The sequence below is a fragment of the Actinoplanes awajinensis subsp. mycoplanecinus genome, from assembly GCF_001509495.1.
GTDB classification, from domain to species: Bacteria; Actinomycetota; Actinomycetes; order Mycobacteriales; family Micromonosporaceae; genus Actinoplanes; species Actinoplanes palleronii.
Genome location: NZ_LLZH01000281.1, coordinates 99,841 through 120,981, shown reverse-complemented (window position 1 = coordinate 120,981; position 21,141 = coordinate 99,841). Strand labels below are relative to the sequence as shown.

The 21,141-nt window shown below is 72.2% G+C and carries 17 protein-coding genes; 9 read left to right on the top strand and 8 right to left on the bottom strand.

All coding sequences use genetic code 11. The features are described from left to right. Positions 1-17: 17 nt before the first annotated feature. On the top strand, positions 18-824 hold the full coding sequence (locus ADL15_RS29115; RefSeq protein ID WP_067697854.1) for an SAM-dependent methyltransferase: 807 nt from the start codon (positions 18-20) through the stop codon (positions 822-824). Beyond that, positions 821-2,860: a putative bifunctional diguanylate cyclase/phosphodiesterase gene (locus ADL15_RS29110; RefSeq protein WP_067697852.1), complete on the top strand. Its 2,040-nt coding sequence runs from the start codon at positions 821-823 to the stop codon at positions 2,858-2,860. The genes ADL15_RS29115 and ADL15_RS29110 overlap by 4 nt, the downstream gene beginning before the upstream one ends. Before the next feature lie 77 nt (positions 2,861-2,937). Here ADL15_RS29110 and ADL15_RS29105 read toward each other — a convergent pair whose 3' ends face one another. Together ADL15_RS29105 and ADL15_RS29100 are read right to left on the bottom strand one after the other, a co-directional pair. Next, positions 2,938-4,023, bottom strand: coding sequence for a hypothetical protein (locus ADL15_RS29105; protein WP_067697850.1), 1,086 nt, complete (start codon positions 4,021-4,023; stop codon positions 2,938-2,940). Further along, positions 4,020-4,370 carry a PadR family transcriptional regulator gene (locus ADL15_RS29100; RefSeq protein ID WP_067698049.1) on the bottom strand — a complete coding sequence of 117 codons (351 nt, stop codon included), beginning with the start codon at positions 4,368-4,370 and terminating at the stop codon, positions 4,020-4,022. Before ADL15_RS29100 ends, ADL15_RS29105 begins: the two co-directional genes overlap by 4 nt. A gap of 83 nt (positions 4,371-4,453) precedes the next feature. Here ADL15_RS29100 and ADL15_RS29095 point away from each other — a divergent pair, with 83 nt between their 5' ends. Together ADL15_RS29095 and ADL15_RS29090 are read left to right on the top strand one after the other, a co-directional pair. Then, positions 4,454-4,894 (top strand): hypothetical protein, encoded by a 441-nt coding sequence (locus ADL15_RS29095; RefSeq protein WP_067697848.1) that lies wholly within the window; start codon positions 4,454-4,456, stop codon positions 4,892-4,894. Between the two features lie 121 nt (positions 4,895-5,015). After that, entirely contained in the window at positions 5,016-6,062 is a 1,047-nt protein-coding gene (locus ADL15_RS29090; RefSeq protein WP_067697846.1) for a LacI family DNA-binding transcriptional regulator, read from the top strand. Here ADL15_RS29090 and ADL15_RS55705 read toward each other — a convergent pair. The 4 genes from ADL15_RS55705 to ADL15_RS29070 form a co-directional block, all read right to left on the bottom strand. Further along, on the bottom strand, positions 6,055-7,158 hold the full coding sequence (locus ADL15_RS55705; protein WP_067697844.1) for an Imm51 family immunity protein: 1,104 nt from the start codon (positions 7,156-7,158) through the stop codon (positions 6,055-6,057). The genes ADL15_RS29090 and ADL15_RS55705 overlap by 8 nt on opposite strands. Then, positions 7,158-7,616 (bottom strand): Asp23/Gls24 family envelope stress response protein, encoded by a 459-nt coding sequence (locus tag ADL15_RS29080; protein ID WP_067697842.1) that lies wholly within the window; start codon positions 7,614-7,616, stop codon positions 7,158-7,160. Before ADL15_RS29080 ends, ADL15_RS55705 begins: the two co-directional genes overlap by 1 nt. 79 nt (positions 7,617-7,695) lie before the next feature. Further along, complete coding sequence (locus ADL15_RS29075; protein ID WP_067697840.1) at positions 7,696-8,748, bottom strand: NAD(P)-dependent alcohol dehydrogenase; 1,053 nt, start codon at positions 8,746-8,748, stop codon at positions 7,696-7,698. Position 8,749: 1 nt separating this feature from the next. Next, a complete protein-coding gene (locus tag ADL15_RS29070; protein ID WP_067697838.1) occupies positions 8,750-9,211 on the bottom strand; it encodes a DUF4334 domain-containing protein in 462 nt (153 codons plus the stop codon). A gap of 58 nt (positions 9,212-9,269) precedes the next feature. Here ADL15_RS29070 and ADL15_RS29065 point away from each other — a divergent pair, with 58 nt between their 5' ends. Then, the gene (locus ADL15_RS29065) at positions 9,270-9,620 is read left to right on the top strand and encodes a hypothetical protein (protein WP_232344442.1); all 351 of its coding nucleotides are present in this window, start codon (positions 9,270-9,272) and stop codon (positions 9,618-9,620) included. 59 nt (positions 9,621-9,679) lie between these two features. Continuing rightward, complete coding sequence (locus ADL15_RS29060) at positions 9,680-10,036, top strand: nucleotide pyrophosphohydrolase (RefSeq protein ID WP_373872805.1); 357 nt, start codon at positions 9,680-9,682, stop codon at positions 10,034-10,036. Positions 10,037-10,046: 10 nt separating this feature from the next. Here ADL15_RS29060 and ADL15_RS29055 read toward each other — a convergent pair whose 3' ends face one another. Both ADL15_RS29055 and ADL15_RS29050 read right to left on the bottom strand, forming a co-directional pair. Continuing rightward, positions 10,047-10,478 (bottom strand): hypothetical protein, encoded by a 432-nt coding sequence (locus tag ADL15_RS29055; protein ID WP_083971897.1) that lies wholly within the window; start codon positions 10,476-10,478, stop codon positions 10,047-10,049. A gap of 61 nt (positions 10,479-10,539) precedes the next feature. After that, on the bottom strand, positions 10,540-12,252 hold the full coding sequence (locus ADL15_RS29050) for a proline-rich domain-containing protein (protein WP_157441674.1): 1,713 nt from the start codon (positions 12,250-12,252) through the stop codon (positions 10,540-10,542). Positions 12,253-12,930: 678 nt separating this feature from the next. On the opposite strand from ADL15_RS29050, the gene ADL15_RS29045 reads away from it, so the two are divergent. From ADL15_RS29045 to ADL15_RS29035, 3 genes are all read left to right on the top strand, one after another. Continuing rightward, on the top strand, positions 12,931-14,952 hold the full coding sequence (locus tag ADL15_RS29045; protein ID WP_157441673.1) for a hypothetical protein: 2,022 nt from the start codon (positions 12,931-12,933) through the stop codon (positions 14,950-14,952). Between the two features lie 88 nt (positions 14,953-15,040). Further along, positions 15,041-19,348: an AAA domain-containing protein gene (locus ADL15_RS29040; protein ID WP_232344440.1), complete on the top strand. Its 4,308-nt coding sequence runs from the start codon at positions 15,041-15,043 to the stop codon at positions 19,346-19,348. 57 nt (positions 19,349-19,405) lie between these two features. After that, positions 19,406-21,079: a DEAD/DEAH box helicase gene (locus tag ADL15_RS29035; RefSeq protein ID WP_067697821.1), complete on the top strand. Its 1,674-nt coding sequence runs from the start codon at positions 19,406-19,408 to the stop codon at positions 21,077-21,079. The last annotated feature ends 62 nt before the right edge of the window (positions 21,080-21,141 follow it).

Sequence of the window (21,141 nt, the reverse complement as noted above, 5' to 3'; positions counted from 1 at the left end):
GATCATGGAGGGCTGGCGTGACGGAGCCGATCGAGTGGGTGCCGGCCGGGATCGACGTGAATCGGCCGAGTGCGGCGCGCGTCTACGACTACTTCCTGGGTGGGGCGCACAACTTCGCGGTCGACCGGGCGCTCGCCGAGCAGATCGCCGCGATGACGCCGAACATCGGTGAGACCATGCGGTCCAACCGGGTCTTCCTGCGCCGGGCGGTGCGCTACCTGGCCGGGCAGGGCATCCGCCAGTTCCTGGACATCGGCTCGGGCATCCCGACCGCCGGCAACGTGCACGAGATCGCGCTCGCGGCGGCGCCCGGCGCGAGCGTCGTCTACGTCGACATCGACCCGGTGGCGGTCGAGCACAGCCGGGCGATCCTGGCCGGCGTGGACCGGACCGGGGTGATCTGCGCCGACGTGCGCGACGCCGACCGGGTGCTCGCCGAGGCGGAGAAGCTCGGCCTGGACTTCACCCGGCCGGTCGCGGTGCTGCTGGCCGGGGTGCTGCACTTCGTACCGGACGCCGACGATCCGGCCTCGGCGGTGGCGGCGCTGGGTGCGGCCGTCGCGCCGGGCAGCTACCTGCTGATCTCGCACGCCACCGGGGACGGGCAGCCGGCCGAGGTGATCGAGGCGCAGAAGCTGTCCGGGCGGACGGCCACCGAGATCGTGCTGCGCCCGGCGGCCGCGGTCACCTCGTACTTTCAAGGGTTTGATCTGGTCGAACCGGGCCTGGTCTTCATCCCGCAGTGGCGGCCGGACCCACAGGATCCGGTCGACGAGCACCCTGAGCGAGTGGGAGCGTACGCCGGCGTCGGCCGCAAGGGATGACCGACTTCGTCCAACTCTGGCTGCAGAAGATCCCCCAGACCGGCTTCGTCCCCCTGGACGGCGTCGACTTGGAAGCCCTGCTGCAGCGGCTCGCCGACCGGCTCCACCAGGGCACCGACGGCCGGGAGGTCGGCGCGGAACTGGTCCGGGCGCACCTGACCGATCCGGAGGTGCTGGCGCAGACCCTCCCGCTGATCGCCGACCGGGAGCTCGCGGGCGCGGTCGCCGCCGGGTACGCCCAGGCGCTGCGCCAGGCCACCATGGCCGAGCAGGAGCAGCTGACCCGGGCGGTGTTGCAGGGGCACGCCTCGGTCGAGCGGGCGTTGCGGGCCAGCGAGTCCCGGCTGCGGGCGATCTTCCACCACGCCGCGATCGGCATCGGGGTGAGCACCATGGACGGCCGGATCGTCCGGGTCAACCAGGCGTTCGCCGACCTGCTCGGCTACACCGTCGACGAGATGTGCACGATGACCGTGCCGCAGCTGGCCCACCCGAGCGACCCGCCCGGCATGTGGCAGCTGTACGAGGAGATGATCCGCGGCGAGCGCGACCACGTGCGGCTGGAGAAGGCGTACCCGCGCTCGGACGGCGGGGCGGTCTGGACCGACCTGACGTCGTCGCTGATCCGCGACGAGCAGGGCGCGCCGGAGTTGACCATCGCGATGGTGCACGACATCACCGAGCCCCGGCGGCTGCAGGAGAGTCTGGAGCACCAGGCCACCCACGACCCGCTGACCGGCCTGCCGAACCGGACGATGATCGCCGCGCACCTGGAACGGATCTTCGAGACGGCGGGGCGGGTCGGCCTCTGCTACCTCGACCTGGACGGCTTCAAACGGATCAACGACACGCTCGGCCACCTCGTCGGCGACGCGCTGCTGGTGGCGGTCGCCGAGCGGCTGGCCGGGTGCGCCGACGAGCCGTGCCGGGTGGCCGGCCGGATGAGCGGTGACGAGTTCGTGCTCGCGGTCCGGGACCCGTCCGGGCCGGACGAGATGCGCGCGCTGGCCGAGCGGATGCTGACCGAGCTGACCCGGCCGTACGAAATCGGTCGTCATCATCTGCGCGTCTCGGCGAGCATCGGGGTGGTGGACAGCGACGTCGGCGCCACCACGCCCGCCGAGCTGATGAAGGCCGCCGACCTCACCCTCTACGTCGCGAAGTCCGAGGGCCGCGCCCGCTACGTCATGTACGACGCCGACCGCAACGCCCGGCAGTCCGCCCGCTACGCCCTGGCCGCCGCGATGCCGGACGCCCTCGATCGCGGTGAGTTCAGCGTCGTCTACCAGCCGCTGGTCTCGCTCGCCGACGAGCGCCCGCGCGGCGTGGAGGCGCTGGTCCGCTGGCAGCATCCGCTGCTCGGCGAACTCTCCCCCAGCACGTTCATCCCGCTCGCCGAGGAGACCGGCGTGATCGTCGCGCTCGGCCGGCACGTGCTGGAACAGGCCTGCGCCCAGGCCGCCGACTGGGCCCGCCGCCTCCCGGACACGCCGATCTTCGTGAGCGTCAACATCACCGTCGCCCAGGCCCACGAGCCGGCGTTCCCCTCCGAAGTCGCCAAGATCCTCGCGGACACCGGCCTCGACCCGCGCCTGCTCGTCCTGGAACTCACCGAGAGCGCGATCATGGACACCGACGGCGCGCCGCTCGCCGCCCTCGACGGCCTCGCCGACCGCGGCATCCGGATCGCCATCGACGACTTCGGCACCGGCTACTCCAACCTCGCCTACCTGCGCCGGCTCCCGATCCACATCCTCAAACTGGCCGGCCCGTTCGTCGACGGACTCCGCAATCCGGCATCCGCCTCGGAGGGCGCCGCCGTCGACGAGCAGATCGTCGAGACAATCGTCCGGCTCGCACACGCCCTTAACATCACGGTCACCGCCGAGGCCGTCGAAACCCGCCTCCAGGCCGACCGCCTGCGCCAGCTGGGCTGCGACACCGGCCAGGGCTATCTGTTCTCCCGGCCGCTGCCGCCCGACGCCATCCTCCCCTTGCTGCACAAGTCCGGCCCCAGGTTCGCCGCCCACCCCTGACCGCATTTTCCTGGTACGGCTACGGAGCGCCCGTGTTCGTACCGGAAAAGGGGTGACCGGAAGCGGACAGCGGATCGTCAGTCGAGGATGCGTTTGCGGTGCCGGGCGAGGCGGACGGCCTGGCCGGTGGCGAGGGGGAGCAGGACGCCGGTGATCAGGACGCCGAGCAGGCCGGCGATGACCACCTGGCGCTCGTAGTCGTGGGAGCCGACGAGCCGGCTGATCGTGGAGAACGGGGCGATGTCGTTCAGGCGCATCGCCTCCATCAGGGTCATCGGGGTGAGCAGGATCAGCAGGGTCCAGGCACCGCGGGCCCGGCCGGCCCCGGCGTCGCGCAGCGCCAGCAGGACGGCGGCGGTCAGCAGGGCCAGGGCGATCAGGTGCAGGATGTACATGGTGGGCGTGATGTAGCCGCAGCAGAAGCGGTAACCCCAGGTCGTGGTGTCCCAGACGTTGCCGACCGGCTCGTCGACGCCCACCGCGAGCGAGGTCAGTGGCAGGTGTGCACCGCCGGCCAGGAACGTCGCGACGGCGGCGGCGAGCGGCAGGAGCCGGACCGGCCAGGACGGGGTGCTCGGCGCGGCGAGGGCCAGCAGGGCCAGGGCGACCAGCGGGAGCAGGAGGTAACCGGGCATCGAGACGACCGGGATGCCGACCGTCGCCCGGACCAGCAGCACCGCCGTGACCAGCAGCAGAGCGACGACCGCGACCACACGGGCGAACCGGCCGGGCCGCGCGGCGAAGGCCAGCACGGCCATCAGGCAGGCGAGATAGGCGAGCGCGGCCGGCGTGCGGAACGGGCCGAGCGGCAGGTTCACCTGGGTCGCGTTCGGCCAGAGGTGCTGCACCTCGACGGTGGACAGGAAATAGACCGCGAGCGCGCCGAGGGTGGCGAGGGCCAGCACGCCGGCCGCGGAGACCCCGTCGGCGAGGCCGCCGAGGCCGATGGTGCGCAGGCGTTCGCGCAGGCCGCCACGGATCAGGTCGGCGGTGTCGGCGAACCCGGGGCTGCGGCGGTCGCCGGCCATCTCCAGGTAGAGGTCGACGAGCTCGGGGCCGCGTTCGCGCCGGTAGCGGCTCGGGTAGGCGAACAGGAGTCGCTGGTAAGCGGCGGCGAGATCGGCGGTCGGGGTGGTCGACGGCTCGGTGGGGGTGTCGGTCATGCGAAGCTCACCCCTGCCTGCGTGGCGCCGCCGATCGGGCCCAGCTTTGCGGTGGCCGCCGCGACGTGCCGGCGCATCCGGTCGGTCTCGGCGCGCAGGGCGCGCTCCCCGTCCGGGGTGATCCGGTAGTAGCGGCGCAGCCGGCCGTCGACGACCTCCTCGCGGTCCCGGGCGACCAGGCCCTCGTCGGCGAGCCGGTCCAGCGCGCCGTAGAGCGTGCCGGGTTTGAGGGCGACCCGGCCCTCGGAGAGCCGGCTCACCTCGGTGATCAGGCCGTATCCGTGCCGGGCCTCGTCGGCCAGCGCGGTCAGAATCAGGAACGTCGGTTCCCGCATGGGATCTGCCATGATCGCCACTATACCTTGGTCACCAAGATATGGTGGCGGTCATGCAGTGGTGACCATCCGGCGGCGCTCTCGTTGACCCGGACATGTCTCGCACGCTTGCCATCGCCGCCACCCTCGCCGCCCTGACCGTCTGCGTCACCGGATGCTCCAGCGGATCCGAATCGACGATCGCCCCGGCCGCGCAGGACTCGCCGGTCGCCGTCGGCACCGGGGCGGAACCGGGGCTCAAGGCCAGCGCCGAAGCGCAGCTCGGGTTCCCGCCGAAGCCGGACGCGGCGACCACGCAGTCGTACCTCGCGGATCTGAAGGCGATCGACCCGGCGCTCGTCGCCACCACCGACCCGGAAGCGCTGGTGAACCGCGGCCGGGACCAGTGCCGCGACATCAAGGCCCGCCCGGAGAAGGAGTGGACGAAGGTCGCCGGCCAGCGGTTCACCACGGCGAAGACCCCGGACGGGCTGGCCGATGCCACCGCTTCGCAGGTCATCAAGGTGGTGCGGGCGCGGTTGTGCCCGACGTACTGACCTCGATCGCCCGGCCGTGCATCGACCCTCGCTCGCCCGACCTTGCATCGGCCCTCGCTTGCCAGGCCGGTGTCGGTGCGAACTCGTTTGACTAACCGGTATCGATGGATGAGGGTCGGTTATGACCTCGTCCAGGGTGACCATGCAGTCGATCGCGCGGGTCGCCGGAGTGTCCGTGCCGACCGTGTCCCGGGTGCTGAACGGCCGGGACGGCGTGTCGCCGTCGACCCGGTCCCGGGTTGAGGATCTGCTGCGGGAGCACGGATACCGGGCCCGGAACTCGCTGCGGGCCGGCTCCTCGCTCGCCCTGTTCGACGTGATCTTCCCGGAGATCGAGTGTGCCTGGGAGACCGAGCACATCCGGGGCATCGAGGAGGTCGCCCGGGACGCCGGTGTCGGCATCGTGGTGTCCTCGCTCAGCGGCGGTGCCACCGCGACCGAGCAGCTGCTCCGGCGGCTGCGGATCGGCCGCACCGACGGCGTGATCCTCGCCGCGAACACCGGCGACGAACCCATGCGATCCGCCCTGAGCAGCCTGAACATCCCGGTGGTGGCACTCGACCCGGCGATCCGGGTGCCGGGCCAGGTCCCCACTGTCGACGCCGCGAACTGGGCCGGCGCCCACGCCGCGACCCGGCACCTGCTCGACCTCGGCCACCGCCGGATCGCGACGATCACCGGGGATCCGGGCCTGCGCTGCAGTCAGGCCCGGTTCGACGGGTATCGGGCCGCGCTGGAGGAGGCCGGGCTCGTTGGTGCTGCCGGGCTCTCCGGCGGCCTTGTCGACGGGCTTGCCGGCGGGCTTGTCGAGTGCGGGGATTTCCTGCACCGGTCCGGCCTGGACGCGGGGCTGCGCCTGCTGACCCGCGACCACCCGCCGACCGCGATCTTCGCCGCCAACGACCACATGGCCCTGGGCGTCTACGAGGCGGCCCGCCGCCTGCGCGTCGGCATCCCGGAGCAGCTCAGCGTGGTCGGCTTCGACGACCTGCCCGGGGCGGGGTGGGCGTCGCCGCCGCTGACCACGGTCCGGCAGCCGCTGCAGGACATGGGCCGCAGCGCCGCCGAGACGCTGCTGACCCTGGCCCGGGGCGAAACCCTGGACACCCCGCACGTCCGGATGACCACGAGCCTGGTGGTCAGGGAGAGCACCCAGCAGGTCAGCTAGTGCCGGGTCGCGGGAGGGCGAGCAGGTGTCGCACCCGTGCCTGGTCCGAGGCCGCGGCGGTCAGCCGCGCGGCGAGATCCTCCAGCGCGGCCCGGTCGGGGCCGTAGGCGGAATACGCCCCGGCCTCCGGGTCGGGTTTGAAGCGGCCCGCGAGATGCGGCGCCTCGTGCGCCACGATCCGGTCGACCACGCCGTCCCAGAAATAGCCGTTGGGCAGGTGCCCGAGCTCCGCGATGACCTCGTTGACATCGTTCATGTCGGCCTCCAGCCACAGGCTGAACTCGCCGGGCCGCAGCTCGCGGACGTTGATCGCTTTCATACCCGGAAGGCTAGCCGCCACCTCCGACAAAAATGCCGCGTCCAGTTCCTCGAAGAGCACGACCGGTACGGACGGCACCAGCCGTACCCAGTACCCACGCCCGCAGACCCACGCCGCGGCGAGCGCCGGCGTCACCGATGCCGCGTCGCCGGTCACCCGGTGCAGGGCAGCCACCACGTCCGGAGGCAGGTCGGTCTCCGCGGCCCGGGACGGCGTGAGCCAATGCTGGGTACGCCCCTCGGCAAGCCGGGCCATCCACAGCAGATGCCGCTGCACGTGCGCCAGCGCGTCCACCGCCCGCAGCAGCTCACCCCGCGCCGCCACCCGGTACGCCAGCACCAGCCAGTTCGCGAACCGCCCGCACAACTCCCCCACGTCGTCCGGCAGCACCGGCTCCGCGGGCAGCGAGTCGAGAGCCACCCGCAGCGCCCCGGTCCGATCCACGACGACCATGCGCTCGGCCGGCGCGCCCCGAGCCGGCCACGTCCCCACCGAGGCGATCTCCGCGGTGCCGGCGAAGTGGAACTCCCCGCGCACCAGCCCGGGGAAGAACACCACGTGCGCGCCGAACTCGTTGACGACCACGTGCCGGGCCGGCCCGATCGCGTCCAGCCAGGCGAGCGGATCCATCGGCTCGTCGGAGAACAGCCAGAACTCGACGTCGCTGTGCTCGTCGGCCTCCCCGGTGACGAACGAGCCGTAGATCAGCGCCGCGCTCAGCCGGGCGTCCTCCCGGCAGAGTTCCCGGACCCGGGCGATGAGCCGCTCCTGGAGCACTACGACATCAGGATGTCGTCGACCTTGACCGTGCAGTTGTTGACGTGCACGCCGTACTTCTCGACGGCCTCGATCACCCGGCTGCGCACCTCTTTGGTCACCTCGGCGACCACCTCGCCGGCCCGCAGGCAGAGCACCACGGTGAGGTCCACGTCGATGCCGTCCACCTTGGCCGTCACGCCGCGGCGGGCGTCGCCGACCTCGTCCAGGCCGACCTTGTCGAGCACGGCGTTGAAGAACCGCGCCACGTCCCCGCCCAGCTCGGCGACACCGGGCACCGACCGCGCCGCGGCGCCGGCCAGCTTCTCGATCACCTCGCGCTCGAAGACGGTGTCGCCCCGGTAGGCGGCCGCCTCGACCACCTCGGCCCCGCCGTGCTGCGGAGGCACCGGCTGCGCCGTCGCGCGAAGGGTGATCTCCTGGGTACGGTCCGCGTGGAACCCGGACTCGTCGTTCATCGGCTGGATCCCTCGGCTTGCGTTCGGCGGTGTGTCGAGGGCGAGCCTACAAGAGGGATCGATCCGCTTCGGTCCGAGATCACGGCGCGCCGAACAGCAGCACCGGCTTGATCGTCCGGCCGTCGAGGGCGTCCTGCGCCGCCGCCTCGATCGCGCCGAACGGATACGTGGTGACCAGCCGTTCCAGCGGGAACCGCCCGGCCTGCTGCAACGCGATCAGCTCGGGGAGCAGCCGGAACGGATCGGCGTCCCCCTCGATCACTCCGCGGATCCGGATACCACCGGCCAGTACGGTCATGATGTCGACACTTGCGCTGCCGCCGATGCCGACGAGGGCGAGCGTGCCCCGCCGCCGCAGCGCGGTCACCGCCCGCGCGATCGTGTCCGGCCGCCCGGTGGTGTCGATCGCGTGGTGGGCGACCTGCCGCAGTTCCACGCCCGGCTCGACCGTCTCCGCCGCGCCGAGCGCCCGGGCCAGCTCCCGTCGCGCGGGCTGCGGCTCGACCACGATCACCCGGCAGTCCCGGGTGCGTGCGGCGAGCAGTGCGCTGAGCCCGACCCCACCGGCCCCGAAGATCACCACGGTGTCACCGGGCGACGGGTCGAGGACGGTGAACACGGTTCCCGCCCCGGTCTGCACCCCGCACCCGAGCGGCGCGGCGAGCACGGCGGGAAAGTCCGCGGGGATCCGTACGGTGTTGCTCGGGTACGTGATCGCGTACGTCGCGAAGCTGGACTGCCCGAAGAAGCCACCGAACACCGGCCGCCCGGCCCGGCTCAGCGTGGTGCTGACCCCTCGCGTGTTCACCGCACTGTCCAGGCAGTACGCCGGCTGCCCGGCCGAGCACTCCGAGCACGTGCCGCAGCTGCGGAAACTCAGGCAGACGTGATCGCCGGGCCGGACCGTGGTGACCGCGTCGCCGGCCGCCTCGACGATCCCGGCGCCCTCGTGCCCGAAGACCATCGGCAGCCGCGCGGCCGGCCAGCGGCCCCGCATGATCAGGTCGGTGTGGCAGATCCCGGCCGCGGAGATCCGCACCAGGATCTCGTCCGCCCGCGGTTCCGCGATCTCCACGTCCCGCAGCACGAACGGTCCACCGGGCTGCTCGACGAGGGCCGCCTCGATCCGCACGTCAGCCGGGGTCGCGGTCGAGGCGGAAGTAGTAGTACCGGCCCTGGTCGCGGACGCCCTTGCCGTTCATCACCCCGAGCAGGGTGTGCTCACCGGCCCGTTTGAAGTGGTCGAGCACCGGCTGGCCGTCGTAGATCATGGTCGCCGTCGGCTCGCCGCGGAACTCGACGGTCCACAGGCTCGCCCGGCCCTTGGCCATCTCGATGTTGTCGTAGAGCGCGCCGTCCGGCCGGCGGCAGACGATCGGGGACACGTCGGTCAGCGAGGTGAAGATCTTCCCGTACCAGTCGATCCGGGCCAGGGTGCCCTCGAACCGGTGCCCGGTGACGAATTCGCTGCCCCGCCAGGCCCCGAGGATCTCCTCGGGACGGACGGTGGGCAGGGCCGCCCAGATCTCGTCCAGCTCGTCGAACGTGAACTTGTCACCAGCCCCGAGCCGGGCGCGGGCTTGATCGGCGTCCATCGCTCGACTCTAGAGCGAAGGAGGTCTCGACTCCAGAGAAGGACGTAAGGTCGATGAGGTGACGCAACCGCTGTCGGGACTGCCGGACGAGCAGCTGGCCGAGCTGGCCCGCGGCCGCGGCTCGCAGCGCGCCCCCGCCGTCCTCGAGCTGATCACGCGGGCCGGCCGGGACGAGATCGCCGACCTGCTGGGCGAGCTGAGCCGGCTGCCGCTGCTGCGCGAGGACCGGCTGTTCCACCTGGTCTCGGTCGCCTGGGCGGCGATCATCGGGCTGCTCGCCGCCGAGACCCCGCACGCGCGCGAGGTGGCCTATGCCGCCTACGCCGATCTGCCGCAGCGTGACCAGGAGTTACTGCTGATCTACCTGCACGCCGGCCGCATCGAGGACGCCCACCCGGTGCTCGACTGACCGGTCGCCGCGCCTACCATCGCGCTGACCACCACCGCGACCTGAGGCCGGGAAACGTCTTGTCGAGCATCGCTGAGCTGACCGAAAAGGTGCGCGCGTTCGCGCGGGAGCGGGACTGGGAGCAGTTCCACACGCCGAAGAACCTGGCGATGGCGCTGGCCGGCGAGGTCGGCGAGCTCCTGGCCGAGCTGCAGTGGCTGACGCCCGAGCAGTCCGCGACCGTGATGACCGATCCGGATCTCGGGCCGCGGGTGCGCGCGGAGATCGGCGACGTCACGATCTACCTGGTGCGGCTCGCCGACGTGCTCGGGATCGACCTGGTCGAGGCCGCGACCGACAAACTCGCCGAGGCCGGGCGCCGCTACACGGTCGAGGCCGCCCGCGGCTCCGCCGACAAGATCAACACCAAGATTTGACCGTACGGAATCAGCCGTCCCCCGGCCGGTCCCGCTCCGGGTCCACCCGCACCACGTCGACGCCCCCGAGGGCCAGCACCTCGTCGACGGCCGGGACGCTGCCGCTGAGGCCGGCCCACGGCGGGTCGACGTCGTTGGCGACGCACCACGCACGGGCGGCCGGCCAGATGAACCCGGGATCGGGCATGGCGAATCGCGGCTGGCCGGGCCACATCTCGGCCCCGCCCCAGTCCCCGAAGTCGGTCAGCGCCCCGCGGAACAGGTAATACGCCCGCCCCCACAGCTGGAGCCTGGGCCCGTCGAGCACCTCGGGCGGGAACCGCAGCCGCGCGTACGCCGGGAAGCCGGCCGGGCCGACGGTGAGCAGTTGGAACCCCCACGGCTGGGGATCGTCCATCAGCCAGCGGGCGGCCGACAGATCGGTGCAGGGGGTGAGCGTCACCGGCACATCCTGCCAAGACACAGCGGCGCCACCTGGCCGGGTGACGCCGCTGTGCGCTGGGCTACTTGACGACGAACTTCTGGAACTGGGTCTTCACGTCCTTGGCGTTGACCTTGACGTCCATGTGGCTGGGCGGGCCGAGGTCGCTGCCGAGCGTCGACGTGTACGACACCGTCGACGGGCAGCTGGAACCGCCGAACTGCATGGTCTTGTTGAACACCACCCGGCCGGTGCGGATCTCGTACGCCTTCACCGCGACCTTGACCTTGTGGAACGTCACCTTGTAGCTCGGGCCGGTGCCGAAGTTGCTCCGGTAGCTGCACGACTGGACCGAGGCGCCCCGGGTGTCGTCGCCGATGCAGACCACCAGGGTCGCATTGGTGACGTCACTGGCCGACCAGGTCTTGGGCAGCCGACCCGACTCGGTGTCGTTGCCGAAGAACAGCGCCTTGTTGACACCCTTGCCGTACGCCTTGGCCGCGCTGTACTTCGCTGGGCTGCCGCAGTACGCCGGCTGGGAATTCGTCCCGGTGCCCTCCAGCTTCTCCCGGACGGTGGCCAGCTCGATGGCCAGGTCGGCCTTGGCGATCCCGGCGACCGCCTTGGCCTTGCCCGCGTCGGCCGGGTACGCCTGGATCAGCGACTGGTACGACGCCTTCGCCGAGGTCCACTGCTCCGCCGCCATGTGCTTGTCGCCGCAGCCGAGCAGCGCGGCCGGCTCGTGCTTGGCCACCGCCTCGACGGACCGGTCGAGGGTGTTGCCGGTCTTCGGCCGCTTGGTGATCCAGTCGGTGATCGTCACGGTGGTGCAGGGATCCTGGACCGGCAGCCCGGCGAGGAACCCGTCGACGACCGCGTCGGCCATCTTCTCGTGCCCGGGCCGGGTGGCGAGCACCGTGCCGATCTGGTTGAAGCCGGTGTTGAGGTCGGTGACGTCACCGGACAGGCCGTCGGTGAGCTTCGTGCCGGCGGCGGTCAGCTCCCGGCACGCGGAGACGGTGTCGTCACCCTCGGCCGCCAGCGGCGCGTCGGCGATGCGCAGGCCGAGCCACACCTTGTCGAGGCTGTCCATGGCGTGCTGGCAGTCGCCACTGGCCTTGGCGTCCGCCACGGTCTGGCCGATGCCACCGGCCTGCACCCGCAGCAGGCCGAGGACCAGCAGCGCGGCGACCGCCGCGGCGATGCCCACCCCCCGCTGGCGGAGCTTGGCGGCCGGCTCGACCGGGCCCTTGGCCAGGAAGAAGCCGTGCACGATCATCGCGAGCCACCAGAGGACCGCGACGATCTCGATCAGCACGGTGTGCACCGACGGCACGACGAAGAACAGCAGGACGAACGAGACGATCAGGGTCAGGAACCCCCACCCACCGCGCCGGGCCATGAAGTAGCCGACGCTCAGGAACGAGGCGCTGCCGGCCGCGACCGCGAGCCGGTCGGACTTCTTGGGCTCGCGCGGCGGCGCGGGCACCACCGGCGGTGGCGGCGTCAACGGCGGCTGCCAGCCCTGCTGAGGCGGCTGCGGCGGCCAGCCACCCTGCTGGGGAACCGCCTGCTGCGGCCACCCGGGCGGCGCCGGTTGCTGCTGCCACCCGGGCGGTGGCGCCTGTTGCTGCCAGCCCTCCGGCGGTGGCGGCTGCTGCTGCCAGCCCGCCGGAGGAGGCGGCTGTTGCTGCCAGCTCGCCGGTGCGGGCGGCTGCTGCCAGGGGTCCTGCGGCTGGGGCCAGCCCACCGGCGGGACCGGCGGTTGCTGCGGCTGGCCTTCCGGCGGAGGCACCGGCTGAGGCCGGCCCTCCGGCGGGGGCGCCGACCCTTGCTCCGGGACCGGCGGCCCCTGCTGCGGGACCGGCGGCGTCGGTGACGGCGGCTGAGGTTGTGGTTGCTGCGGCATCTGCGGAGGCTGCCGGTCATCCTGCGACGGCTGCTCCGGTTGCCCACCCGACGGCGGCTGAGTCATGCGATCCCCCGACTCGAAAACGTGCGGCCGATGCTCCAGGAGTCGAGCAAGCCATCGACCATGACCGCAGCGTACCGTCCGGGTGCGACAGAATTTCGGCTCGCACCCGCCGGCCGCCGAACGTGCCAAATCGTCGTTCCGATCCGCCGGTTATCGACTCTCCTCACTAGGATCGTCCGGGCACGCACCGGGAGGTTGTGGATGGATCCGGAGGGCGACGACGCGGAACGGGCACCCAGCCCCGGCCCGTGGGACACACCCCCGCGCAAAACCGACCCCGCTCCCGCGCGCAAACCCGGTCACAGCCCGCCGCGCAGGACCGACCCCACTCCTCCCCCGCGCCAGGCCGCTTCACCGCCGCCGGGCCGCACCCGGCCGGTGCCGGCGCGCTCGGCAGAGCCCGAGCCGCCCGCCGGGGATCCTGCGAAGGTCACCGACGCCGAGCCACCACAACCGACGGTCGTCTCGAGGGAATCGCCATCCCCCGCCACCCCGCGCATGTCCAACCCGTGGGCGACACCGGTTCGCCCGCAGACCCGGAAACCGGTCGCCCCGCCGCGCACCCCCGAACCGGTCGCCCCGCCGCCCCGCGCCCCCGACCCGGTGACCCCACCCGCCGCACCGGTGCCGCAGCAGCACCAGCCGCTCTTCACCCCCGCCCGGCGCCCGCCGCCCGCTCCCCCGCAACCCTCACGGGCGACACCCGGCGTGGCACCACCCGCGCCGTCGACGAGCGGGGACGGACCACCGGCGGCTCCTGTCGTACCCGAGGAAAAACGCGCGGCCGAAAGGTCGCCCCGCGGACCCGGACTGCTGATCGGCGTCGCGTTGGCCCTGGCGCTCGCCGCCACTCTCGGCCTTTTTTATCTGCAGACCCGGCCTGCGACGACGCCGGATTCCGCGGCGGCCGCCGCGCAGGCCGCGACGGCGCTGCGGGACCGGGACACCGCGTCGCTCGAGGTGAGTTTCTTCGACCAGGCCGGCGTTGACGTCACCGGCGACCTGACGGTCACGAAAGACGGATTCGCGATAGGCACGCTGACCGACGCGGGCGGCGGGAAAGCGGATTATCACGCCTCCGGCGACACCATTGCGGTACGCGGTGACAGCGCCTGGTGGTCCCGTCGCGCTCCGGCCCGCACCGACATCGTCACCGACCTTTGGGTACGCCCGGACGACCCCCCGTTCCCGGTCGACGACAGCCGGCTGGCACCGGCCGCCCTGGCCGGAATGCTGGACTGGGTGCGCGACGGCGGCACCCCGGTCACCGACGCGGAAACCATCGCCGGCACCTCGGTGGTCGGATTGCGCCGCAACGGCTGGACAGCAATGGTCAGCCGCGCGGAACCGCATCGACTGGTGTGGTTCGGCGGCCCGATGCAGGACGGCACCCCGCTCGGCACGCCGCTGGGCCTGGAATCCCGGCCGCTGGTGACCCCGTCCTATGTGAGCGTGCTGGTGAATCCGACACCGGAGAATGCCCGCCAGCCCCGCACCCCGCAGGAGTCGGTGCCGATCGGCGAGGTGCCGGCGAAACGGCCCGCTTTCGACACGACTGTCCGGGCCACCACCTGCCGCACGGTGACCTGCACCTGGTCAGTGACGGTGCGCAACACCGGCACGGCGGCCGGCGACGCCTCGGTGATCGCCTCGGTGGCGCCCGGGATGACGCAGACCCAGGTCAAGAACCTCGGTTCCATCGCACCCGGGAAATCGGCGACCACACCGTCGATGAGTTTCCCGAATCCGGCGCCGACCAACAAGAACGTCACCGCCGACTACCAGGCGCAGGTGTTCAACCGGGAACTGCACGGCTCGACCCTCGGACTGATGCGCCGGCTGCAGGAGAACGGCATCGTCCCGGGCCGCTCGAAAATCCTCGGCGCCCTGGGCCCGGCACCGACCGAGACGGTGCTCTTCGCGCTGGACGCCATGCGCCGCGCACGCGGTTTCGACGCCGGCAAAGCGATAGCGGCGATGGAGGACGTGGTCACCGCGGGCGCGCTGCCGGAGGTCGGCGAGCTGGTCCGCTCCACCCGGCTGACCAACCCGGAAATCCTGTACACGAAACTGCCGGACCTGATTTTCGAGTACGACACCGGGACACCCGGAACGCCGGTGAACGAGCAGATCGGGCACCGCCGGGAATTGCAGATCGCCGCCGGGATGCTGCGCGAGGACCCGGCCGCGAAGCTGACGATCGGATCGGATTCCGGCCTCGTCGTGCGCAGCGGCCCGCGCACCTCCACCGTGCAGATCAGATCGGTCAGCGGCGACGCGGTGTCCGCCAATCTGGAAAGCGCGCTCAAGGACCTCGAGAAGGCCACCGGCACCCGGACCGTGCTGCTCTATGTGGATCCCTCGGCCGGATACACCTACGTGGCCGCCCGCGACCATTTCGACAGCTACGTCAAACCGGTCTGGTGCTCAGGCAACGGCAACCGCGCCGACGAGGTCGTGGTGATGAACCAGACCGGCACCCAGCGCTGGGCCAAGAAAGACTTCCCCGGCTGCGCCTGAGACCCGGCACGGACCGCATCGACACGACCACCTAGCGTGTAGGGGGTCCGTGCTCGATCCCCGGTCCGGCTGAAGGAGAACTGCCTCGGTGCTGCACGAGGAACCCGGCACCATCCGTACCCGGGCCGCGAGCCTGACCGAATATCTCCTCGCGGTGCGTGCTCAGATGGAGAAGCCGACCCGGACCGTGCCGGCCGAGGCCCGGGTGTGGCAGCACCAGCTGCCCGCGCATCCGCAGTGCCGGCTCGGGCCGCAGGGCGACGAGGCCGCCTGGCTGCAGGTCGGACGGCCACCGAAGGTGCGGGCGCTGGAAACGCCCCGGCGCCTGGCCGAGGCGCTGCGGGAGCCGGTCGTCGCGGATCAGGAGCCGGTCTTCCGGGCGCCGCCCGGCGTGGACCCGGACCGGGCCGCCACGCTGGAGACCGAGGTCGCGGAGTGGCGCGAGCAGGTCTGGCGGCCGTGGGCGGCCGAGACCCGGCCGGTGGACGCGACCCGGGAGTTGCACGCGCGGCTGAGCGAGATGCGCAGCCGGCTGGACATGAACACCGCGGCCGAGGAACTCGTCTGGGGGCACGGGGTCGTCCACCTGACCGTCGCCGATCAGCGGGTCGCCTATCCGCTGCTGGTCACGCCGGTGACGATCGACTACGACGCGGACCTCTCGGTGGTCAGCGTGTCACCGCAGGGGCCGCCCCGGCTGCAGACCGACGCGCTGATCGGCATCGACGACCGGCACCTGCGCCAGCTGCTCGCGCTCGGCGACGGCGGCCTGGTCAGCGTCGACCTCTGGGACGACCTGGAGCGCCGGGAGCTGTTCGAGCGGGCGCTGCGCCGGCTGGGCCACGATCCGGTACTGCGCGACGCCACCGGGCCGGCCGTCGACGGGCCGCACGTGCACGACACCGGGGTGCTGTTCGTCCGCCCCCGGCAGCGGATGCTGCGGCGCTTCCTGGAGCAGCTGCGGGACCGGCTCGCGGCCGGTGACCTGGACAGCGTCGGCGCGCTGGCCTCGATCGTCGCGCACGAACCGAGCCGGTTGGCGATGCCCGGCGACGAGCCGGAACGCTGGAAACCCGTCGGTGGGCGGCTGCTGATGCCGCTGCCGACGAACGAGGCGCAGGAGTCGATCGCGCGCCGGCTGGCCGGCAACCGGAACGTCGCGGTGCAGGGTCCGCCCGGCACCGGCAAGACGCACACCATCCGGAACCTGATCTCGCACCTGATGGCGCACGGCAAGCGGGTCCTGGTGGTGGCGCAGAAGGAGGATCCGCTGCGGGTGCTGCGCGACGGGCTGCCGGCCGAGATCCGGGCGCTGTGCCTGGCCGTGCTGGGCCGCTCCGCCGACCAGCTGACCCAGTTGCAGCACGCGGCGCGGGAGCTGTCCGACCGGGCGGCGACGCTGGACCAGCACCGGGAGCAGCAGCGGATCGACGCGCTGACCGGTCAGGTGGAGGAGACCGAGCGGGAGCTGGGCCGGGCGCTCGCGGCGTTGCGGTCGATCGCCGAGAACGACGCGCGCACCTACCGCATCGACGGCGCCCCGCTGAGCCCCGCGGACGTGGGTGAGTGGCTGGTGGCGCGGGAGGCCGCGTTCGGCGACATCCCGGATGCCGTACCGGAGGATCAGCCGCCGCCGCTGAGCGCCGACGAGTTCGCGCAGTTGCTGCGGCTGGCGGTGACGCTGGATCCGGCTGACCGCGTACAAGCGAAAAGACATCTGCCGCCGGCCGCGGAACTGCCGCAAGCAGCGGCGATGCTCGCGAATCGGCGCCGGCAGGCGGCACTTGCCGCGGACCTCGCGGCGCTGGCGGACGCCGGGGTGCACCTCGCCGCGGTCCGTCGGTCCGGTCCGGACGGGTTGTCGCAGCTCACCCTGCGGTTGCACGACACCGTGGGACTGTTGCGGCGGCGCGAGGGCGCGTGGGTGGACCGGCTCGGGCGGCAGCTGGCCGACCCGCAGTGGGCACAGCAGTGGCAGCAGCACGTCGCCGGGTGCCAGGCCGCGCTGGTGCAGCTGGCCGAGGCCGCCGGCGCGATCGGCGGGCACACCGTGACCGTTCCGGACAGCCACCTCGGGCAGCCCCGGCAGTTGCAGGCCGAGTTGGCCGAGCTGCGGCAGCGGTTCGCCGCCGGCAAGGGGGTGAGCCGGGTCTTCCAGAGCGGGCTGGCCCGGCTCGCCGCGGAGTGCCTGGTGGACGGCGAGCCGTTGCGCACCGCCGACGACGTCGTTCTGGTGATCGCCTACGTGACCCGGGTCCAGGTCCGGAGCCAGCTGGCCGGGCGGTGGACCGACTGGGCGCAGTGGCTGCACATCCCGGCCGATCAGTTCACCGGGTTCCCGGAGCTGTGGGCGAGCGGGCTGATCGAGCAGGCCCGGATCGCGGTGCGGTGGGACCACGACGAGTGGCCGGCGCTCTACGACGAGTTGCGGCTGGTGCTGCCTCAGCTGGAGCCCCGGGCCGAGAGCGCGGTGCTGGCGCAGGCGGCCGAGCTGCTGGGCCGGGTCGCGGTGCTGTTCGAGCACGATCACCTGACCGAGACGGATCAGCGGATCGTGGCCTACCTGCAGGACGGCATGTCGCAGCCCGACGCCAGCGACCTGTGGCGGCTGCTCGACATGCAGTGGCAGGACGCCGACCTGGCCGGATGGGACGGCACGTGCGCGGAGATCCGCCGGCTGGCCGCGCTGCGCCCGGACGCGCTGGCGTACACGGAATTCTCCGCGCGGCTCGGCGCCGTCGCGCCGACCTGGACCGCGGAGATCGGCGCGGGCACCGCGGCCGCCCTGCACGGCAACGGCGCCGACTGCCTGCAGCGATGGCGGTGGCGGCAGGCGCAGACCTGGTTCGACGAGGTGATCGGCGACCTGGACGTGGAGACGCTGGGCCGGCGGGTGGAGCGAGCCCGGCAGGCGATCCGGCAGCTCACCCACGAGCTGGTCGTCGCGTCCGCGTGGCTGGCCGTCTCCCGCGCGCTCGACGACCGGAAACGCGCCGCGCTCGCCGACTGGGCCACCTCACTCCGCAAGATCGGCAAGGGCACCGGGAAGAAGGCCTCGCACTGGCAGGCCGAGGCGCAGCGGCAGATGTCGGCCGCGGTCGACGCCGTGCCGGTCTGGGTCATGTCGATCGACCGGGCGATCGAGCAGTTCGCCGGCGGCGCGCGCTTCGACGTGATCATCGTGGACGAGGCGTCGCAGGCCGACATGTTCGCGCTGCCGGTGCTGAGCCTGGCCGAACGCGCCGTGGTGGTCGGCGACGACCAGCAGATCGGCCCGCAGCTGACGTTCCTCGGCGACGTGCAGGGCCTGATCGAGGCGCACCTGCCGGACGTGCCGTCGGCGAACCAGTTCGACCCGGAGGGCAGCCTCTACGACCACGCGGTGCGCCGCTCCGAGCGGATCCTGCTGACCGAGCACTTCCGCTGCGTGCCGCAGATCATCGAGTTCTCCAGCGCCACCTACTACGAGCACCGGATCGAACCGTTGCGCACCGATCGGCCGGCCGGGATCGGTGAGCCGGTGCGCGCGGTGCACGTACCGGACGGGACACGGCAGGCGATCGCCGCCTTCGGCGACGTCAATGTCGCGGAGGCGGAACGGTTGCTGACCCAGGTCCAGACGATCGTCGAGGATCCGGCGTACGACGGGAAGAGCCTCGGCGTGATCAGCCTGCTCAGCGGCAGCGACCAGGGGATGTATCTCCTGCAACGGTTGCAGGCCACGATCGGGCTGGAGGAGATGGAGCGGCGGCGGCTGCGGGTCGGCGACTCGTACACGTTCCAGGGCGACGAGCGGGACGTGGTGCTGCTGTCGATGGTGGTGTCCGCGAACGACGGGCGGATCGCGGCGTTCACCAAACGCGACTACCACCGGCGGATCAACGTGGCGGCGTCCCGGGCCCGCGATCAGCTGTGGGTGTTCCACTCGTTCCAGCCCGGTGACGTGCCGGGCGACGACGCGCGCGGGCAGCTGCTGACGTACTGCCAGAACGTGGGGACGGCGACCGAGTCGTACGGCGACCTGGAACAGCGCTGTGACAGCGACTTCGAGCGGGCGGTGCTGAAACGGATGCTGCTGCGCGGGCTGCGGCCGCTGCCCCAGTTCAAGATCGGCAGCTATCGGATCGACTTCGTCCTCCCGACGGGTGACGGGCGGCGGCTGGCGATCGAGTGCGACGGAGACGCGTATCACGGGCCGGACCGCTGGGAGGACGACATCCGGCGCCAGGCGCTGCTGGAGCGGGTGGGCAACTGCGTTTTCGTACGGATCAGGGGCAGTGTCTTCAGCCGTGACCCGGAGAAGGCGCTCGCGCCGTTGTGGCGGCGGATCGAGGAGATGGGTGGGGTAGCTATCGTCCCTTTTAGCACGTCAACGGCCGACCAGCGCGTACGTTAAGTAACACCTGTACGGCCCGCACGCGGGCCGCCAGAACGGCTCCGTATCCTTGCTTCCATGGACGAAGACCTCGCTACCAGCACCGATGGAGGCTTCGCCGGACTGGGACTGCGGCCCGAGCTGCTCCGCGCCCTTTCCGATCTCGGTTACGAGGAGCCCACGCCGATCCAGCGGGAGGCAATCGCCCCGCTCATCGCGGGCCACGACCTGGTCGGTCAGGCCGCCACCGGCACCGGCAAGACCGCCGCCTTCGCGCTACCCCTGCTGCAGAGCCTGACCACCGGCGGCACCAGCCCCGCCGCGCTGGTCCTGGTGCCGACCCGCGAACTCGCCGAGCAGGTGTCGCAGGCCGTGCACCGGTACGGGCGGGACCTGAACGTGCGGGTGCTGCCGGTCTACGGCGGCCAGCCGATCAGCCGGCAGCTGCAGGTGCTGCGCCGCGGCGTCGACGTGGTCGTCGGCACCCCGGGCCGGATCCTGGACCACATCGAGCGGGAGACCCTGCAGCTCGACGCGGTGCGCACCGTCGTGCTCGACGAGGCCGACGAGATGCTCGACATGGGCTTCGCCGAGGACATCGAGGCGATCCTGGCCGAGACGCCCGCGGAGCGGCAGACCGTGCTCTTCTCGGCCACCATGCCGCCACGGATCGACGCCATCGCGCGCCGGCACCTGCGGGACCCGCTGCGGATCCGGATGGGCAAGGACACCTCCGCCGCCGATGGACTGCCGACGGTGCGCCAGAGTGCGTACCTGGTCGCCCGCGCGCACAAGACCGCGGCGCTCGGCCGGGTCCTGGACGTCGAGGCGCCCACCGCGGCGATCGTCTTCTGCCGTACGCGGGAAGAGGTCGACGAGGTCACCGAGAGCCTGAACGGTCGCGGGTACCGGGCCGAGGCCCTGCACGGCGGCCTCAGCCAGGACCAGCGTGACCGGGTGATGGGCCGGCTGCGCGGCGGCGCCACCGAGCTGCTGGTGGCCACGGACGTGGCGGCCCGCGGCCTGGACGTGGAGCAGCTGACCCACGTCATCAACTACAACGTGCCGTCGGCGCCCGAGGCCTACGTGCACCGGATCGGCCGCGTCGGCCGGGCCGGGCGTACCGGTGCGGCGATCACCCTCGCCGAGCCGCGTGAGCAGCGGATGCTCAAGGCCATCGAGCGGCTGACCGGCCAGCGGATCGCCCTGGAGAAGCTGCCCACGGTCACCGACCTGCGCGCCCGCCGCCTCGAGGTGGTCCGGACGACGGTGCAGGAAGCGCTGACGGCCGAGGATCTCGAGCGGTTCCGGGCGGTGCTGGACTCACTGACCGACGAGTCGGACATCGAGCTGGTCGCGCTGGCGGCGCTGAAGCTGCTGCACGAGGCGAACGGCGGCGACGTCGACGAGGCGGAGATCCCGACGATCTCCCCGGTCCGCGAGCGCGACGAGCGGGGCCGTTCGGCGGGTGGTCCGGGCACCGGACCGCGCCGGGGCCGCGCCGACGGCGGCGCGGTGACCCGGGTGTTCGTCGGCCTGGGACGCCGGGCCGGGGTGCGGCCGCAGGACCTGGTCGGCGCGATCGCCGGTGAGGCCGGGCTGTCGGCCCGCGACGTCGGTGCCATCCAGATCACCGACCGGTTCTCGCTGGTCGAGGTGCCCGAGGCGGAAGCGGAGAAGGTGATCCGCGCGCTGAGCCACAGCACGATCCGCGGCCGCCGCCCCACGGTGCGCCGCGACCGCCCCAACTGATCCGACCGTTTCTGATCGCTGTTTCTGATCGCTGACGAGGCCCCCGTGAGGGGGCCTCGTTT

Bases quoted from the DNA above. Each gene is read 5' to 3' on its own strand.
- ADL15_RS29095 (WP_067697848.1), top strand. From the start codon at position 4,454: ATGTCTCGCACGCTTGCCATCGCCGCCACCCTCGCCGCCCTGACCGTC.
- ADL15_RS29110 (WP_067697852.1), top strand. From the start codon at position 821: ATGACCGACTTCGTCCAACTCTGGCTGCAGAAGATCCCCCAGACCGGC.
- ADL15_RS29080 (WP_067697842.1), bottom strand. From the start codon at position 7,616: ATGAACGACGAGTCCGGGTTCCACGCGGACCGTACCCAGGAGATCACC.
- ADL15_RS29090 (WP_067697846.1), top strand. From the start codon at position 5,016: ATGACCTCGTCCAGGGTGACCATGCAGTCGATCGCGCGGGTCGCCGGA.
- ADL15_RS29105 (WP_067697850.1), bottom strand. From the start codon at position 4,023: ATGACCGACACCCCCACCGAGCCGTCGACCACCCCGACCGCCGATCTC.
- ADL15_RS29045 (WP_157441673.1), top strand. From the start codon at position 12,931: ATGTCCAACCCGTGGGCGACACCGGTTCGCCCGCAGACCCGGAAACCG.
- ADL15_RS29070 (WP_067697838.1), bottom strand. From the start codon at position 9,211: ATGGACGCCGATCAAGCCCGCGCCCGGCTCGGGGCTGGTGACAAGTTC.
- ADL15_RS29100 (WP_067698049.1), bottom strand. From the start codon at position 4,370: ATGGCAGATCCCATGCGGGAACCGACGTTCCTGATTCTGACCGCGCTG.
- ADL15_RS29035 (WP_067697821.1), top strand. From the start codon at position 19,406: ATGGACGAAGACCTCGCTACCAGCACCGATGGAGGCTTCGCCGGACTG.